Source organism: uncultured Aliivibrio sp. (genome assembly GCF_946479765.1).
Classification (GTDB): Bacteria; Pseudomonadota; Gammaproteobacteria; order Enterobacterales; family Vibrionaceae; genus Aliivibrio.
Genome location: NZ_CAMLHO010000011.1, coordinates 53,752 through 68,917, shown reverse-complemented (window position 1 = coordinate 68,917; position 15,166 = coordinate 53,752). Strand labels below are relative to the sequence as shown.

Sequence of the window (15,166 nt, the reverse complement as noted above, 5' to 3'; positions counted from 1 at the left end):
TTAGATACAAAAAAGCCAGTATGACATTTCTTATTGAAAGTATCCTACTGGCTTTTCTTTTTAATAAATGAGGATAATTTAAATCAGAACACTTGCACTGATAGCAATAAATACCAAGCCACCCACATAATTATTATTTAAAAACGCTTTAAAGCATGCATCTCTTTCACGACCTTTAATCAACCATTGTTGATAAACAAAAAAACCAGCCGCCGCTAACACTCCCCAATAATACACACTTGAAAGAGCTAACTGAGTACCAAGAATAATCAATAACGTCAAGACGCTTAATTGCAGTAGGCCTATGATGAGCTTATCGAACCGACCAAACAATATCGCTGTCGATTTAATACCAATCTTAAGATCATCATCCCTATCCACCATCGCATACTGGGTATCATAAGCAATGGTCCATAATGCGTTAATCACAAACAACAACCAAGCTTCTGGTGGTACTTGATTAGATTCTGCTGCGTATGCCATTGGGATAGCCCAACTAAATGCTAATCCAAGAACAAATTGAGGCAAGTAAGTTACTCGTTTCATAAAAGGATAAGCAACCGCGAGAACGATACCAATCCCCGAAAGCATAATCGTTAACGTGTTCATGGTTAACACGAGTAAAAATGAACACAACACTAAAACGGCAAAAAGAATTAATGCTTCTTTTGATGAAATTAATCCAGAAGGTAATGGACGATTAGCGGTACGCTTTACATGACCATCCACTTTACGATCAGCAAAATCATTAATCACACACCCAGCAGAGCGCATAAATAAAACACCCAATACAAATACAATCAGTACATGCCAATCAGGTAATCCATCTGCTGCTAAAAACAATGCCCACAACGTTGGCCATAAAAGCAATAAAGAACCAATAGGACGATTCATTCGAGTTAATTGCCAAAACGCTTGTGCTTTTGACGTGGTCATTATTCAATTTCCTTTGAGTAAATAGGCGCGTTAGGTAAAAACAATTCCGCCACCAACATAGGCTTTTCATTCATCCATAATCGAGAACGTCGAGCAAATAACATTCCTTGTTCTGTTTCAATTTTGCCGACCTGTAGCTTATCTCTGTGTGCACTTTGGGCACTAAACACGGTAATACCTAATGGCACATGACCTTGACGAGTTAAATCGTGCAGCTGGTCTTGAAGCGATGATAACGGGATTAACGTTCTACCATATACCCATGACTTTTGATCTCCCTTTAGAATAACTTTTCGACGCAAACACACTTCATTACCAAGAAGGTCTAATTCCGTTTCGGTTAATGTTTCTGGGTTCACGTGTGTATTATCTAATACCGATACAGACAACAATTGGCAATGTTGTTCTAAACGGCGTGATAATGAATCTAATCCAAGCAGCCAGTATTGCTGCCATTCATTATGACACTCAAAGGTATCGGCCTCTTGCCATTGCACTTTTTTAAGCACAGAAGCACACCAAAAATTGATATCTGACATATTCTCTATAACATCTCTCACATATATTGATTATATTTAGAGATAACGGTTAATTTTTTCTCACAACGGCCGACTATTGTAGCAAGTAATATAATAAATTGACTGACGAATGGATTAGAAAATGACAAAGAAATCATTATTTTTAGGGTTGCTGCTAATTATTAGCCAACTTTTTTCTCCTGCTGTTTTGGCAGAGGAAGGGGGAGCACCTCAAATGGGCTACTTTACTTTAGCACCAGACTTAACAACCAACTTTGTCACAAAAGGAAAAAAGCTCGGCTACATTCAAGTTCGAGTTGATATTCTAGTGGCAGATAACCGTGAGTTACCAAACTTAGAGCACCATAATCCACAAATTCGAAATGCCCTGGTCGAAGTACTTGGTCAACAACCAGAACAACGTATTAAATCACTAGCTGGTCGAGAAGAGATCCGAAAAGAATGCTTAACAGCAATCAATGAAGTTCTATTGACTGAAACAGGAAAAACCTTAGCGGTAGATTTACTTTTCACTAAATATATTTATCAATAAAAGACTAGAGTTAGACATGAAAAAATGAGCGATGTATTTCTACCTCGCTCATTTTATATAGATGATGCAATAACTATGTTTTTTTCAATTTACTGTCTATGAATGCAATAACACACCCAGTAATTAATCCTGCAAGATGCGCTGTATTAGCGATAGCCATAAAAGGTTGAGCATAACCTAAGATAATCCATACCAGCATAAACCCTACAATAGGCTTAGAGACTGAAATGCCTTTCTCTGGTGCTAACCAACCGATAAACCATGAGTAACCTAGCAGAGCATATACAACCCCAGATAACCCACCAAAATTGGCCCCTTCTATCCAGTATTGTCCCAACCCAGAAAACAGCGCAGAAAACAGAAACAATTGAACGAGCTTTGTTCTACCCAATCGTAATTCAATATCACCACCCAGTTGCCACCACCATAATAAATTAAAAATGATGTGCATTGCAGAGAAGTGAAGCAGTGCATGGCTAAACCAACGCCATATTTCGATACTTTGCGTTTGGTTAGCAGGAAAATGCAACGCTTGAAAAATCACATTATTCCAACCCAATTGTTGTAATATGAAAATCACAATACAAACAACCATGATCACTAAAGTAAACACCCCAGCTTTCGCTTTGATCATCTTAATAAAATCAGGAGATCCATAAGTAAATTTAGCGGTTCGGGACTCCGCCATCTCCCATGATGCAGACTGATATTTAGTATCGTTAGGATTACTTAAAAAAGCCTGCAATTCTGATTCTACCTCCAATAAATAAGTATCATCAGACACCACCCATAGAGCAAACTGACCTTCTCCCTCTGGCATCATTCTAATATCAATCTGGCGTGCAGCCATATAATCAATAAACGCCTGCCCTGCTCTTGGGTTAGATAATGTAATTAGTCTCTGCATATAATTTTATTTCTCCACAGGTAATCCTGCTTTATGCCAACCTTCAAATCCACCATCTACACTATACACTTCATCATAACCTTGATTAATGAGATATTGCGCCGCACCTTGGCTACTGTTGCCGTGATAACACATCACTAATACTGGTTGTTCAAAATCAACGGTATTCATTAATTCCACAATCGTATCATTGGTTAAATGAAATGCCCCAGGAGCATGCCCTCGAACGAAAGATTGAGGATCCCTAGTGTCTACGATTACCGCATTAAGATCTTGATGATTTAGCTTTTCTTGAGCATCTACGACTGAGATATGTTGAAACTGTTCCATTTTAGGCCTTTTCTCTCTATTTTTTATTTATTGTACTCCTGATTAACCACAAGAAAAACACAGAGTACGTAGGGATTAATAAAAGTTATGCACAGACTTGTTATCCACATACTTTTTACCCATCAATTTATTTGCTTGTTTTTTAACCGTCTGTGGAAAAGCTTGTGGATTACGTTGATAAAGTGTTTTTATAGAAATCGATCCACTACATGTAGTAAAGATCCTTTTTAATTTGTGGATAGTAATTTTACACCTAACCCTTTATATCACCTAGATTTCCCCTAATAAATACAAGATCTAAACAGATAACTAGCCTACTTATACACAAGATATTTTCTGCCTATTCAAAAATAGGTGATCCATTATTTAAAACAAAAAAAAGGCTGACCTCTTTCGAAGTCAGCCTTTCATTAAAATTTATTTAACTACAACACATCGCCAACAGCATCTTTCAGCTTTTTCATGGCATTTTTTTCAAGTTGACGAATACGCTCTGCAGATACTTGATAAGTATCTGCCAATTCTTGTAACGTTACTTTTTGATCAGTTAGCCAGCGAGATTGTACAATATGTTGACTACGGTCATCTAGGGTTGCAATTGCATTCGCTAAACGATTATTGGTGTAATCTTCCCAGTTATCTTCTTCTAGAGAATGAGCAATATCTGATTGCTTATCTTCTAAGTAGTAAACTGGTGCCGTAAAGGCCATATCACGGTCATCATCTTCCGCTGGAGCTTCAAAGGTAGAATCTTGTGCAGCAAGACGGGATTCCATCTCTCTAACTTCTGAGGGCGCAACACCAAGATCTTTAGCTACCGCTTCGACTTCGCCGTTATTAAACCAACCAAGACGTTTTTTATTCTTTCTTAAATTAAAAAACAGTTTACGTTGTGCTTTCGTCGTTGCTACTTTCACAATACGCCAATTTCTTAATACGTATTCATGAATTTCAGCTTTAATCCAATGCACAGCAAAAGAAACCAAACGCACACCCACTTCAGGGTTAAAACGTTTTACTGCTTTCATTAAGCCAACGTTACCTTCTTGGATAAGATCCGCTAAAGGTAGGCCATAACCAGAATAACCACGAGCAACATGCACGACGAAGCGAAGATGAGATAAAATTAGCTCTTTCGCAGCTTCTATTTCTTCTTTGTAGTGTAAACGCTCAGCCAGTTCACGCTCTTCCGCTACCGTTAGCATCGGATAAGTATTAACAGAACGCAAATAGCTGTCTACACTATCTTGTGAAATAGCAGCCATTGAATACATCTCTTTCGACATTCAAATCCCCATTTATATCTAGGTGTAACTTAACTTAACCTTGCAATGATGTACTTAAAGCAAACAGACTGCAAGTGAAAGGCGGAGAATTATCCACACTTTATGGACTAATTTCTGTTAACTAAGTTCACTTTTTAACAAAAAAAATACAAAAAAACCGCTAATTCAATAAATTAACGGTTCATAAGATCTTATTAGGTAAAAATGATCTTTATAACTTAAACTGGCTCAATCTCTTTTAGATGGCGCAATACCGAAATACGAGCGGCAAGTAAACCTAAGAATGACGACAACATCAATAATAGTAAGCTTTCATCCCACGTTAGCCCAACCAATCTAAATACACTGTCATAAAGTACCGCTACATTATCAACCGCACCATTTAACGTCACTGTGATTAGCGCTGTAAATAACCAAGCAGACACCCCCCCCAGTAATCCAAACCACATACCGGTATATAAATATGGACGTAAAATAAAGGTATTCGTTGCGCCAACTAACTTCATGACTTGAATTTCATCTTTTTGCTCTAATACATTAAAGCGTAATGTATTACCGATAATTAAAAAGACCGCCACAAACATTAGAATCGCAAGCGTCGTTGCGACTACAACCGCAACATGCTTAATCGCATCTAATCTAGCTAGCCAATCATCATCTAAACGAACTTCATTCACATAAGACTGTTGTTTCAAACGACTAACTAGTTGATTTATTTGTTCTGTACTCTGCCATTCTGTTTTTGGCGAGACAATTAATACTGCTGGTAGAGGGTTACTATCTAACAGCGTTAATGCCTGTTCAAAGCCTGAATGCTCGCTCAGTTCTTTTAACCCCTCTTGCGGAGAGATGTATTGAACCACATCTATTTCTTTCCAATCTTCAAGATCTGATTTCAACGCTTGAACTTTAGATTCAGTCACTTCTTGCTGTAAATACAAACTCATCTGTGAAGACGCCTGCCATTTTGAAGCAACAATTGTTAGGTTCTTACCGACTAAATACATGCTTGATGGCAAGGTTAATGACATAGCAATAACGGCTAATGTCAGTAAATTACCTAGAGGACGACGTAACAACTCTTGAAAAGACAGTTTTGCTTGTTTCTTATGAGTAGCCCAAAACCCATCGTTTGATGCCCCTTGGGTATTTTTCGGTTTACGCTTAGCCATGATCAGAAACCTCACGTAAACAACCTTGGTGTAAATCAAAACGACGGTATTTATTACCACCAATTAACGACAAATCATGCGACGCCATTAATACACTCACTCCAACTCGGTTAAACTCAGCAAACAAATTAAATACTTGGCGAGATAACTGAGGATCTAAATTACCTGTTGGCTCATCGGCTAACAATAACATTGGTTTATTTACCACTGCTCGCGCAATACCGACACGCTGTTGTTCACCACCAGACAATTGCATTGGGTAACTTTTGGCTTTATCTAACAGGCCAGTTTTATCCAAAGCAGCCGAAACACGACGTTTAATATCATTTTCTCGAACCGACTCAACACGCATTGGTAATGCTACATTATCAAACACGGTTCGATTCATTAATAATTTATGATCTTGAAATACAATCCCGATATTACGACGTAAAAAAGGAATGTCTTGGTTAGAGATCTTAGTAATGTCATGGCCATTAAATAAAATCTTGCCATCACTTGGGCGCTCAATAGCACAGATCAATTTCAGCAAGGTACTTTTACCTGCACCTGAATGACCACTTAAAAAAGCCATCTCACCTCTATTAAGGTGAAAATTTACTTTTTGTAATGCTGGACGCCCACCTCGGTAGGCTTTCGACACTTGCTGAAATCGAATCACGCGTTATTCCTCACGACTAAACAATGCATCAATAAAATCTTGCGCCACAAACGGACGTAAATCATCAATACCTTCACCAACACCAATATAACGAATTGGGATCTGAAATTGATCGGCAATAGAAAAGATAACCCCACCTTTTGCAGTACCGTCTAATTTAGTTAACGTAATACCAGTAACTGGCGCAACATCACTAAATAATTTGGCTTGGCTAATGGCATTTTGTCCCGTACCGGCATCAAGCGTTAGCATCACTTCATGCGGTGCTGTTGGGTCAATCTTCTGCATTACACGGACGATTTTACGCAATTCTTCCATTAAATGACTCTTATTTTGGAGACGACCCGCAGTATCTGCAATAACAATATCTACTTTTCGTGCTTTTGCGGCTTCAATAGCATCATAAATCACCGAAGCACTGTCTGCTCCTGTGTGTTGTGCAATCACAGGAACGTCGTTACGTTGACCCCATACTTGAAGTTGCTCAACCGCCGCCGCACGGAAGGTATCACCTGCCGCTAAAATGACCGATTTACCATCATTCTGGAACTGCTTTGCTAACTTACCAATTGTTGTTGTTTTACCAACCCCATTTACCCCAACCATTAAAATAACGTGAGGCATATTCGTTCCATCGATTTTTAACGGTTGTTCCACTTTAACTAAAATCTCAGCCATTTCTTCTTTTAGTAGACTGTATAAAGCTTCACCATCTTTCAAATCACGTTTGCTTGCTTTTTCCGTTAAGCTATTAATGATTTTAATCGTGGTATCCATACCCACATCAGCAATCAATAACTGCTCTTCTAATTCTTCAAATAGATCGTCATCGATTTTTTTACCACTAAATAAACCAAAGAAACCTGCACCAATATTTTCTTTAGTGCGTTGTAAACTGCGTTTTAATCGAGCAAAAAAGCTTTCTGTTGGTTTTTCTTGTACTTCTTCTATTACAGACTCTGTATTCAATTCAACAAGCGGTTCTTCAACTTGTTGTTCTACTTTCTCAGCGCCTTCTTCAGAAACATCATCGACAACAGTATCGTTGCTTTCTGTTGACTCTTCATTCGCTTTACACTGTTCAAGTTCAGCATCTTCCACTACACTCTCAGCAGCACTGTCTTCTAAAGATGGTGCTTGAGAAAGAGTATCGGTATTTTCTACTGATTGTTGGTCTACGGTTGGTTGTTCGGCTTTTTCTTCATCACCAAAACCTAACCAAGACAATAATCCGCGTTTCTTTTTGCCTGTCATTGGGAAATCCTAGAATTAAATTGGTACAATTTTCTCGTATACTATCACTTTCTGAGCGGTCAAAAAATCTATGCTTAAACGTAAACAACATTCATCTCGCACTTCTGGCACAAATGGGCGCTCTGGAAGCATTCGTATTATCAGCGGACGCTGGCGTGGACGCAAACTTCCTGTGCATGATGTAGAAGGATTAAGACCAACAACAGACCGAGTAAAAGAAACGGTTTTTAACTGGTTAGCTCAAGATATTCCTCGTGCCCGCTGTTTAGACCTTTTTTCAGGTAGCGGTAGTTTAGGGTTTGAAGCCGCTTCACGTGGCGCTGAAAACGTCGTTATGTTGGAATTAAACAAGCAAGCACATGGTCAATTAAAACAAAATGCCGAAAGCTTAAAAGCCGATAATATTGAACTACACCATATTGACGCACTTACTTTTTTAGATAAAGTAGCAACACCATTTGATGTTGTTTTTATTGATCCTCCATTTAGAAAAGATTTATTAGAAGTAACGCTAACAAAATTAGAAAATAATGGATGGTTAGCGGCAAACGCCATGATATATATTGAAGCAGAAAAAGAACTCAGCTCATTACCCGTTCCTGCTCATTGGCGCTTACACCGAGATAAAACGGCTGGACAGGTCACGTTTAAATTATATGAAAGAGAGGAATAGATGAAAGGATTGATCATTCTAACCAAAATCGCTCTAGGAGGTGTTTGGTTAATATTATTACTTAACCTATTTATGCCATTTCCAGGAAAAGGCGCAATCGCACTTTATATCCTGACTGCTTTTTTATTCATGATGCACGGCCTGCAAATGCTTATCTTCATTGGGGCATTTGGCGATAAGATATCAATGAGCCGATGGGAAAAATGGTCGATTCTTATCTTTGGGGTTTTTGCTTTACTCGATATCAGAAAAAAGCACATGATGGATAAATAACATCCTATCAAGCAATTAAATTAAGGAGCATGTATTGCTCCTTTTTTTCCTCCTGACCTCATTCTTCCCATCAATTTCAATTAACTATCTATGTTATGATCCCGGCCTATTTTTACGATTTTAATTGTGGTACTCATTTATGGAAACACTTTCTGCCGCGGTCATGCTTTTTCTGATCATGGACCCAATGGGTAACTTACCTGTTTTTACTTCTATCCTTAAACATGTCGAAAAGAAAAGAAGACGTATTATTTTAATTCGAGAACTTCTTATCGCTCTGGCTATTATGATGGCGTTTCTTTTTATGGGAGAACAGATACTCAATTTCCTAAGTTTGAAAAAGGAAGCAGTTTCTATTTCTGGCGCGATTATTTTGTTTTTGATTGGCTTGAAAATGATTTTTCCACCAGAAGGTGGATTAGGTGCTAGCTTAGGTGCAGGTGATGAACCTTTAATCGTCCCTTTAGCTATCCCTATGATTGCAGGGCCTTCAATTCTAGCCACTTTACTATTGCTTGCTCACCAAGAACCAGATCGCATGGTTGATTGGAGTTTAGCGTTATTAGGTGCTTGGTCTTTAACTACTGTCATTTTAATGTTCTCAGAGTTATTCCAACGCATTGTGGGAGAAAAGGGCCTAGCAGCAATAGAAAGACTAATGGGGATGTTGTTACTTATGATTTCAGTACAAATGTTCCTAGATGGAATTACGAGCTACTTTACACACGTATAAGCCTTGGCTACATGAAAAAGGTCGTATTCATGCGACCTTTTTTTATATCTATATTAATGATTACACATACGGTCAGGATTTGCAGTTAACCCCGCATCAACTTCCACAACCTTTCTTTTCGATAAAAGAAACTCAAGCAATTCATTTAAGCTTAAATCTTGCTGGCTGCAAGTATGAAAACATACATCACTACCAAACTCTGTTTCTATTTTCTCTTCTAGCACTAAACGAGAAAGGGGCTCAGGAGCCTCCAATAAGAGATTTAGAACTACGTGACCATGGATATCTTGCTTCATATATTCATTCTTTTTTAAACAAACGAATTCATAGCATAACAAAAAATATTCTCTCTTACCTGATCGATCTCATTCATTTCGATATTTCACCCCCTCCGCAGTAAAGTCCAGTTAGCCACTCAGATAGACTCAAAAGCATGAAAGCGGGCCTACACAAAATATTGCTTACATATTAAACACCAAGAAGTGACAATAAATTACATTAAAAACAAACAGTTAAAACCTTTATTGTTAATTTCACAAGAAAACATAAGAAAAAAATCGCTTTAAAATTTAAAGTTTTGATAAAATTAATACTAATACTTCCCTTAATAACATAATACACAGTTATAAATACCGGGCCATACCGTTCATAAAAAACATAAAAACCTAAGTATAAGACCAGAGAGAGGGTAAGGCACAAAACAATCAACAAACTATACGTTCAATTATTAAACCATAAAAAATCAATATAAACACTTACCTATCAACAACTTAAACCGAGTTAACATAAAGAACACACAATAAACCACAATACCAACAGATAAAAAGACACCTTAACCAACTACCAAACTGCTACTTTTGTCATAGAAAAGTTATTTTTTTAAGCTTTTGAGCACTCTACACTTGATCAACAACCAAAAACGATGTTATTCTATTTATCAAGCAATGATTGAAGACATTAAAGGAGCATAATAATGATTACTTCATCGCAAAAACAAGGACTTATGATGATCGCCGTAGTTGTTGGACTAATGACTCTGCCAATGATGTACTGATATACATTCAAATAAGTTTATATGAAAAAACGGACGCATTAGCGTCCGTTTTTTTATGCTTGAAATAACACTCTAGAACAAATCCTTTATATTATCCCAATGAATCAAATACATAGCGATAGATAGTAAGGTGGATATTAGAACGATCCCTCCAACTAGCTTCCATAGAAAGCGGCTTGCCCTCGGAGTCAAAATATCGGTCATTTCATTACATGTTGCTTTGAAAGCCGACTTATCTTCCAGCTTATACCCATCCTCATGCACTACCTTATTTCTCATAGTTGCAATAAAACGCAATTTACCGATTACCTCATGAGGCAAGCGCTCCTCACAACTGGTAATAAGTTGGTGAAGTCCTTTTCCTTCAGCGTGATAATGTGCCTTTAATAAAGCTTCAATTTTTCGACTTTGTTTTACAACAAGATCAATATCAGACATATCACTCTCCTAATCTTTAGCCTTAAATGTCTCCTCCTATTTTATACCACTCTATCGTCTATTTCTCTTTCTGATCCTTAAGATTCTTTAAGTTACTCCATAAAATAATAGAGGATAATGTATTAACAGTATTCGAGCCAGATCCCAGTTCACACTTGATTTTTTCTATCACAAAAAAATATCGATACAATAATCTGAAAACTCGCACAAACAGAACAAATACGCCTTATCTATAAATTTATAAACGTTAGAATAACCAAGTTAATATACACATACTCGCAAGTTTAAGGAAAATCATGCCAGTTACTTACATCATTCTTTTGCTCGTATTTATTTTAATTGCTGCGATATTATTTCAGCGATTTCAAACTAAATTTATTTTGGGTGATAACGCACCGGAAATGAAAGCGAAAGTAACAATTCTAGATAAGCAAATAATAGAAATCCCAGATACACAACCCGGAGAAGAAGACCAAGAGTTTTGGATATACGTGCAGAAAGGAAAATTCGGACCAAAAAGAGAATTTGAAATCGGCGTTCACTATTTTCATGCTCTAAATCCTGGAGATAAAGGTATAATGACCTATCAAGGGCGAAAATTTCATCACTTTGCTTTAAAGCGAGATTAACTCTAGGAAATTCACTATGACCAACGCAATGCTTTCTGCTATTCCATTAACCTCTCTTTCTGGTGTTGGAGCCAAAGTAGCAGAAAAGCTCCAAAAAATTGGGTTGTTCACTATTCAAGACTTATTGTTTCACCTTCCTCTCCGTTATGAAGACAGAACTCGTGTTTACCCAATGGCACGAGTTCACTCTGGTTTATTTGCAGCGGTTCAAGGCAACGTAATGTCTTGTGATATGCAATTTGGCAAACGAAAAATGCTGTTGGTCAAAATTAGCGACGGCAACGGAACCATCACCTTACGCTTTTTTAATTTCAATGCAGGAATGAAAAACAGCTTCGATGAAGGAAAACTGGTTCATGCCTATGGTGAAATTAAGCGTGGCGGAAGTGGTTTAGAGATCGTTCATCCTGAATATCAATTCCATACTCCCTCTAAACCTTTAGACATAGAAGCCACATTAACGCCTATCTATCCAACAACTGATGGTCTGCGTCAAAACACACTACGCAGTTTGACCGACCAAGCGTTAGAGCTACTAGATAAAGCAGCCGTTGCTGAGTTATTGCCTCAAGGTTTGTATAACAACCAAATCACACTAAACCAAGCACTGCATATTATTCATCGTCCTGACCCCTCAATTAACCTTGATGCGTTTGATGAAGGAAAGCACCCAGCGCAACAACGTTTAATTATGGAAGAATTGCTGGCTCAGAATCTTTCAATGCTTTCAGTACGCAGTAAAGGCCAGCAAGAAAAAGCATTACCCCTGGCAACAGTAACGAATTTAAAACAAAAATTATTAGCTCAACTGCCTTTCACTCCTACCGATGCTCAACAACGTGTTGTGGCAGAGATAGAACAAGACTTAACAAAACCACACCCAATGATGCGTTTAGTTCAAGGTGATGTTGGCTCAGGTAAAACCTTAGTTGCCGCATTAGCAGCAGTACAAGCGATTGAACATGGCTATCAAGTCGTCTTAATGGCACCAACCGAGTTATTAGCAGAGCAACACGCTGCAAACTTTGGTAATTGGTTTGAAAGCATGGGCATACCCATTGGTTGGTTAGCAGGTAAATTGACAGGAAAAGCAAAAGAAAAAGAATTAGCTCGCATTGCCAGTGGTGAAGCAAGAATGATAGTGGGTACTCACGCACTCTTTCAGCAACACGTTGAGTTTCATCACCTTGCTTTAGTTATTATTGATGAGCAGCATCGCTTTGGGGTTGATCAACGCTTAGAACTACGTGAAAAAGGCAAGAAAGACGGTAGTTACCCACATCAGTTAATCATGACCGCAACCCCTATTCCAAGAACCTTAGCAATGACCGCGTATGCAGATCTAGAAACATCAATAATTGATGAACTTCCTCCGGGTCGAACGCCAATTCAAACGATTGCATTGCCTGATACAAGACGCGATGAAATCGTAAATAAAGTAAGAAGCGCCTGTGTTAATGATGGACGACAAGCGTACTGGGTTTGTACTCTAATCGATGATTCCGAGGTTCTTGAGGCACAAGCGGCCTCAGATACTACTGACGCATTACGCTTACAACTGCCTGAACTGAATATTGGTTTGATTCATGGTCGAATGAAATCAAAAGAAAAACAACAGATTATGCAAGAATTTAAGGAAGGTAAACTTCACTTGTTAGTGGCGACTACCGTTATTGAAGTGGGCGTTGACGTACCCAACTCTAGTTTAATGATCATAGAGAACCCTGAGCGTTTAGGCTTAGCTCAATTACACCAATTACGTGGTCGAGTGGGTCGAGGCTCTGTCGCCAGTCACTGTGTTCTGCTCTATCATTCCCCGCTATCAAAGACAGCACAAAAGCGTTTAAGTGTATTGCGTGAAAGTAATGATGGGTTCGTGATTGCTCAGCGAGATTTAGAAATTCGCGGTCCCGGAGAACTATTAGGGACAAAACAAACCGGATTAACTGATTTCAAAATTGCAGATTTAGTGCGAGATCAACGCTTAATCCCAGAAGTTCAACGTATTGCTCGTCATTTACATGACAACTACCCTGATAATGCGAAAGCCATTATTTTACGTTGGTTAGGGGATCGAGATATTTATTCAAATGCGTAAATAGCTACCATTATCATCATAAATAGCAGATACAAAAAAGGTGAGCACTTACTCACCTTTTTTTAATGCATTGATTGGTATTAGACTCTTAGTAGTAAGAGTGCTCACCACGGTCATGCTCAGTTAAATCTTTAACCGCTGTTAGTTCACCTTCAAATTGAACAAGTAGTTCTTTTTCGATGCCTTCTTTTAAAGTCACATCTACCATTGAACAACCATTACAACCACCACCGAACTGAACAATCGCAATGCCTGCTTCAGTGATTTCCATTAAACTAACGTGGCCACCGTGACCAGCAAGTTGTGGGTTAACTTGAGTTTGAATTGCGTATTCCACACGTTCAAACAAAGGTGCATCATCGTTTACTTTACGCATTTTTGCGTTTGGCGCTTTCAATGTTAATTGAGAACCCATTTTGTCAGTAACATAATCAATGTCAGCATCTTCAAGGAAAGGTAAGCTTAACTCATCAACATACGCTGATAATTTTTCAAATTTCAGCTCAGTATCATTCGCTTCGATTGCTTCTGGTGGGCAATAAGATACACCACACTCTGCGTTTTGAGTCCCAGGGTTAACCACGAAGATACGAATGTTTGTCCCTTCTGGCTGTTGTACTAGAAGTTTTGCAAAATGCTCTTGGGCACTTTCAGTAATATTGATTGAAGACACAAGTAATACCTGACTAAATTAGTATGATTAAGGATTGTACTCTGAAAAATGATTTTTTTCGAGTGCCACCCTCAAATTATAGCAATTTTAATAATCTATTTATCAAGATTGGATCGAATTATACGAACTTGAATGAGTAATTGTTTTGGTTGGTCTCATTTGCACGTTAGGATTTTATTCCACGGTAAATTTTCATCACCTAATACAATAAAATTAGGATTTTCTAATGACTCTCTTTCATTGTAAGACAGCGGTTTAAGCTCCGTTGATAAAATACGACCACCCGCTTCTTGAACAATACATTGTGTTGCCGCTGTATCCCACTCACCCGTTGGGCCTAAACGTAAATAACAATCCACCGCACCTTCTGCAACAAGACAGGCTTTTAATGCCGCGGACCCTAGCGGAACTAAATCATAATTCCATTCAGCGCTCATGCAACGTGTAATATTATTGATATCCTGACGACGGCTTATTGCTATCGAAATTGGCTGTTTTTCTTCTTCATGCTTCAAGGTGCTGATACGAATACTGTCATCCATATCTGGAATTTTCCATGCACCTTTGCCTTCATAAGCGTAATACGTCACCCCAGAAACTGGCCCATAAACGACCCCCATGACAGGACGATTATTTTCAACCAGCGCAATAATCGTCGCAAAATCACCACTGCGAGCGATAAACTCTTGTGTGCCGTCCAATGGATCAACTAACCAATAACGATCCCATTTCTCTCGCTGTTCTAGTGCGATGTCAGCATCTTCTTCTGATAAAATTGGAATGTCGGGGGTTAGTTGAGATAACTTTTCCATAATTAATTTATGAGCTGCTAAATCGGCACTAGTAACAGGCGTATCATCCGATTTGGTAAACTCTTCAAAATCACCTTTCTCATAAATATCGAGAATAAGCTGACCTGACGCTCGCGCAATATTGATTACCTCAGGAAGTAGGTGCGAAAGTGTAGAGTTCATCAAT

General features: G+C 38.3%; 18 protein-coding genes. 6 read left to right on the top strand and 12 right to left on the bottom strand.

The window, feature by feature from the left end; all coding sequences use genetic code 11:
• Positions 1 to 78: 78 nt before the first annotated feature.
• Both ubiA and Q1K78_RS06480 read right to left on the bottom strand, forming a co-directional pair.
• Entirely contained in the window at positions 79 to 936 is an 858-nt protein-coding gene (ubiA, locus tag Q1K78_RS06485; protein ID WP_300175629.1) for a 4-hydroxybenzoate octaprenyltransferase, read from the bottom strand.
• On the bottom strand, positions 936 to 1,475 hold the full coding sequence (locus Q1K78_RS06480; RefSeq protein ID WP_300175627.1) for a chorismate lyase: 540 nt from the start codon (positions 1,473 to 1,475) through the stop codon (positions 936 to 938). Before Q1K78_RS06480 ends, ubiA begins: the two co-directional genes overlap by 1 nt.
• 121 nt (positions 1,476 to 1,596) lie before the next feature.
• Between Q1K78_RS06480 and Q1K78_RS06475 the strand changes: the two genes are divergently transcribed.
• Positions 1,597 to 2,007 (top strand): flagellar basal body-associated protein FliL, encoded by a 411-nt coding sequence (locus tag Q1K78_RS06475; RefSeq protein ID WP_300175625.1) that lies wholly within the window; start codon positions 1,597 to 1,599, stop codon positions 2,005 to 2,007.
• A gap of 73 nt (positions 2,008 to 2,080) precedes the next feature.
• Here Q1K78_RS06475 and glpG read toward each other — a convergent pair whose 3' ends face one another.
• From glpG to ftsY, 6 genes are all read right to left on the bottom strand, one after another.
• Positions 2,081 to 2,914, bottom strand: coding sequence for a rhomboid family intramembrane serine protease GlpG (gene glpG / locus Q1K78_RS06470; protein ID WP_300175623.1), 834 nt, complete (start codon positions 2,912 to 2,914; stop codon positions 2,081 to 2,083).
• A 6-nt stretch (positions 2,915 to 2,920) separates the two neighbouring features.
• Positions 2,921 to 3,244: a thiosulfate sulfurtransferase GlpE gene (gene glpE, locus Q1K78_RS06465; RefSeq protein WP_300175621.1), complete on the bottom strand. Its 324-nt coding sequence runs from the start codon at positions 3,242 to 3,244 to the stop codon at positions 2,921 to 2,923.
• A gap of 425 nt (positions 3,245 to 3,669) precedes the next feature.
• Positions 3,670 to 4,530, bottom strand: coding sequence for an RNA polymerase sigma factor RpoH (gene rpoH / locus Q1K78_RS06460; protein ID WP_300175619.1), 861 nt, complete (start codon positions 4,528 to 4,530; stop codon positions 3,670 to 3,672).
• Positions 4,531 to 4,748: 218 nt separating this feature from the next.
• Positions 4,749 to 5,702 carry a permease-like cell division protein FtsX gene (gene ftsX, locus Q1K78_RS06455; RefSeq protein ID WP_300175617.1) on the bottom strand — a complete coding sequence of 318 codons (954 nt, stop codon included), beginning with the start codon at positions 5,700 to 5,702 and terminating at the stop codon, positions 4,749 to 4,751.
• Complete coding sequence (ftsE, locus tag Q1K78_RS06450; protein ID WP_060993993.1) at positions 5,695 to 6,363, bottom strand: cell division ATP-binding protein FtsE; 669 nt, start codon at positions 6,361 to 6,363, stop codon at positions 5,695 to 5,697. Before ftsE ends, ftsX begins: the two co-directional genes overlap by 8 nt.
• Before the next feature lie 3 nt (positions 6,364 to 6,366).
• Positions 6,367 to 7,617 carry a signal recognition particle-docking protein FtsY gene (gene ftsY, locus Q1K78_RS06445; protein WP_300175613.1) on the bottom strand — a complete coding sequence of 417 codons (1,251 nt, stop codon included), beginning with the start codon at positions 7,615 to 7,617 and terminating at the stop codon, positions 6,367 to 6,369.
• Between the two features lie 70 nt (positions 7,618 to 7,687).
• Here ftsY and rsmD point away from each other — a divergent pair, with 70 nt between their 5' ends.
• The 3 genes from rsmD (at position 7,688) to Q1K78_RS06430 (ending at position 9,296) form a co-directional block, all read left to right on the top strand.
• Positions 7,688 to 8,290, top strand: coding sequence for a 16S rRNA (guanine(966)-N(2))-methyltransferase RsmD (rsmD, locus tag Q1K78_RS06440; protein ID WP_300175611.1), 603 nt, complete (start codon positions 7,688 to 7,690; stop codon positions 8,288 to 8,290).
• Positions 8,291 to 8,563 carry a DUF1145 domain-containing protein gene (locus Q1K78_RS06435; RefSeq protein WP_105056957.1) on the top strand — a complete coding sequence of 91 codons (273 nt, stop codon included), beginning with the start codon at positions 8,291 to 8,293 and terminating at the stop codon, positions 8,561 to 8,563.
• A 139-nt stretch (positions 8,564 to 8,702) separates the two neighbouring features.
• Positions 8,703 to 9,296 carry a YhgN family NAAT transporter gene (locus tag Q1K78_RS06430; RefSeq protein WP_300175606.1) on the top strand — a complete coding sequence of 198 codons (594 nt, stop codon included), beginning with the start codon at positions 8,703 to 8,705 and terminating at the stop codon, positions 9,294 to 9,296.
• A gap of 53 nt (positions 9,297 to 9,349) precedes the next feature.
• On the opposite strand, the gene Q1K78_RS06425 is transcribed toward Q1K78_RS06430, so the two are convergent.
• Together Q1K78_RS06425 and Q1K78_RS06420 are read right to left on the bottom strand one after the other, a co-directional pair.
• Positions 9,350 to 9,592 (bottom strand): YecH family metal-binding protein, encoded by a 243-nt coding sequence (locus tag Q1K78_RS06425; RefSeq protein WP_300175605.1) that lies wholly within the window; start codon positions 9,590 to 9,592, stop codon positions 9,350 to 9,352.
• Positions 9,593 to 10,422: 830 nt separating this feature from the next.
• Positions 10,423 to 10,788 carry a DUF4145 domain-containing protein gene (locus tag Q1K78_RS06420; protein WP_300175603.1) on the bottom strand — a complete coding sequence of 122 codons (366 nt, stop codon included), beginning with the start codon at positions 10,786 to 10,788 and terminating at the stop codon, positions 10,423 to 10,425.
• 296 nt (positions 10,789 to 11,084) lie between these two features.
• On the opposite strand from Q1K78_RS06420, the gene Q1K78_RS06415 reads away from it, so the two are divergent.
• Both Q1K78_RS06415 and recG read left to right on the top strand, forming a co-directional pair.
• A complete protein-coding gene (locus tag Q1K78_RS06415) occupies positions 11,085 to 11,417 on the top strand; it encodes a DUF2500 domain-containing protein (protein WP_300175601.1) in 333 nt (110 codons plus the stop codon).
• Between the two features lie 16 nt (positions 11,418 to 11,433).
• Positions 11,434 to 13,515 carry an ATP-dependent DNA helicase RecG gene (gene recG / locus Q1K78_RS06410; RefSeq protein WP_300175599.1) on the top strand — a complete coding sequence of 694 codons (2,082 nt, stop codon included), beginning with the start codon at positions 11,434 to 11,436 and terminating at the stop codon, positions 13,513 to 13,515.
• An 88-nt stretch (positions 13,516 to 13,603) separates the two neighbouring features.
• Here the strand turns inward: recG and nfuA are convergent, their stop codons facing one another.
• Entirely contained in the window at positions 13,604 to 14,188 is a 585-nt protein-coding gene (gene nfuA, locus Q1K78_RS06405) for a Fe-S biogenesis protein NfuA (RefSeq protein WP_300175597.1), read from the bottom strand.
• Positions 14,189 to 14,343: 155 nt separating this feature from the next.
• The gene (gene cysQ / locus Q1K78_RS06400) at positions 14,344 to 15,162 is read right to left on the bottom strand and encodes a 3'(2'),5'-bisphosphate nucleotidase CysQ (RefSeq protein ID WP_300175595.1); all 819 of its coding nucleotides are present in this window, start codon (positions 15,160 to 15,162) and stop codon (positions 14,344 to 14,346) included.
• Positions 15,163 to 15,166 lie beyond the last annotated feature (4 nt).

Bases quoted from the DNA above. Each gene is read 5' to 3' on its own strand.
- Q1K78_RS06435 (WP_105056957.1), top strand. From the start codon at position 8,291: ATGAAAGGATTGATCATTCTAACCAAAATCGCTCTAGGAGGTGTTTGG.
- recG (WP_300175599.1), top strand. From the start codon at position 11,434: ATGACCAACGCAATGCTTTCTGCTATTCCATTAACCTCTCTTTCTGGT.
- Q1K78_RS06430 (WP_300175606.1), top strand. From the start codon at position 8,703: ATGGAAACACTTTCTGCCGCGGTCATGCTTTTTCTGATCATGGACCCA.
- Q1K78_RS06425 (WP_300175605.1), bottom strand. From the start codon at position 9,592: ATGAAGCAAGATATCCATGGTCACGTAGTTCTAAATCTCTTATTGGAG.
- ubiA (WP_300175629.1), bottom strand. From the start codon at position 936: ATGACCACGTCAAAAGCACAAGCGTTTTGGCAATTAACTCGAATGAAT.
- ftsX (WP_300175617.1), bottom strand. From the start codon at position 5,702: ATGGCTAAGCGTAAACCGAAAAATACCCAAGGGGCATCAAACGATGGG.
- Q1K78_RS06415 (WP_300175601.1), top strand. From the start codon at position 11,085: ATGCCAGTTACTTACATCATTCTTTTGCTCGTATTTATTTTAATTGCT.
- rsmD (WP_300175611.1), top strand. From the start codon at position 7,688: ATGCTTAAACGTAAACAACATTCATCTCGCACTTCTGGCACAAATGGG.
- Q1K78_RS06480 (WP_300175627.1), bottom strand. From the start codon at position 1,475: ATGTCAGATATCAATTTTTGGTGTGCTTCTGTGCTTAAAAAAGTGCAA.
- ftsY (WP_300175613.1), bottom strand. From the start codon at position 7,617: ATGACAGGCAAAAAGAAACGCGGATTATTGTCTTGGTTAGGTTTTGGT.
- glpG (WP_300175623.1), bottom strand. From the start codon at position 2,914: ATGCAGAGACTAATTACATTATCTAACCCAAGAGCAGGGCAGGCGTTT.
- Q1K78_RS06475 (WP_300175625.1), top strand. From the start codon at position 1,597: ATGACAAAGAAATCATTATTTTTAGGGTTGCTGCTAATTATTAGCCAA.
- glpE (WP_300175621.1), bottom strand. From the start codon at position 3,244: ATGGAACAGTTTCAACATATCTCAGTCGTAGATGCTCAAGAAAAGCTA.
- cysQ (WP_300175595.1), bottom strand. From the start codon at position 15,162: ATGAACTCTACACTTTCGCACCTACTTCCTGAGGTAATCAATATTGCG.
- rpoH (WP_300175619.1), bottom strand. From the start codon at position 4,530: ATGTCGAAAGAGATGTATTCAATGGCTGCTATTTCACAAGATAGTGTA.
- Q1K78_RS06420 (WP_300175603.1), bottom strand. From the start codon at position 10,788: ATGTCTGATATTGATCTTGTTGTAAAACAAAGTCGAAAAATTGAAGCT.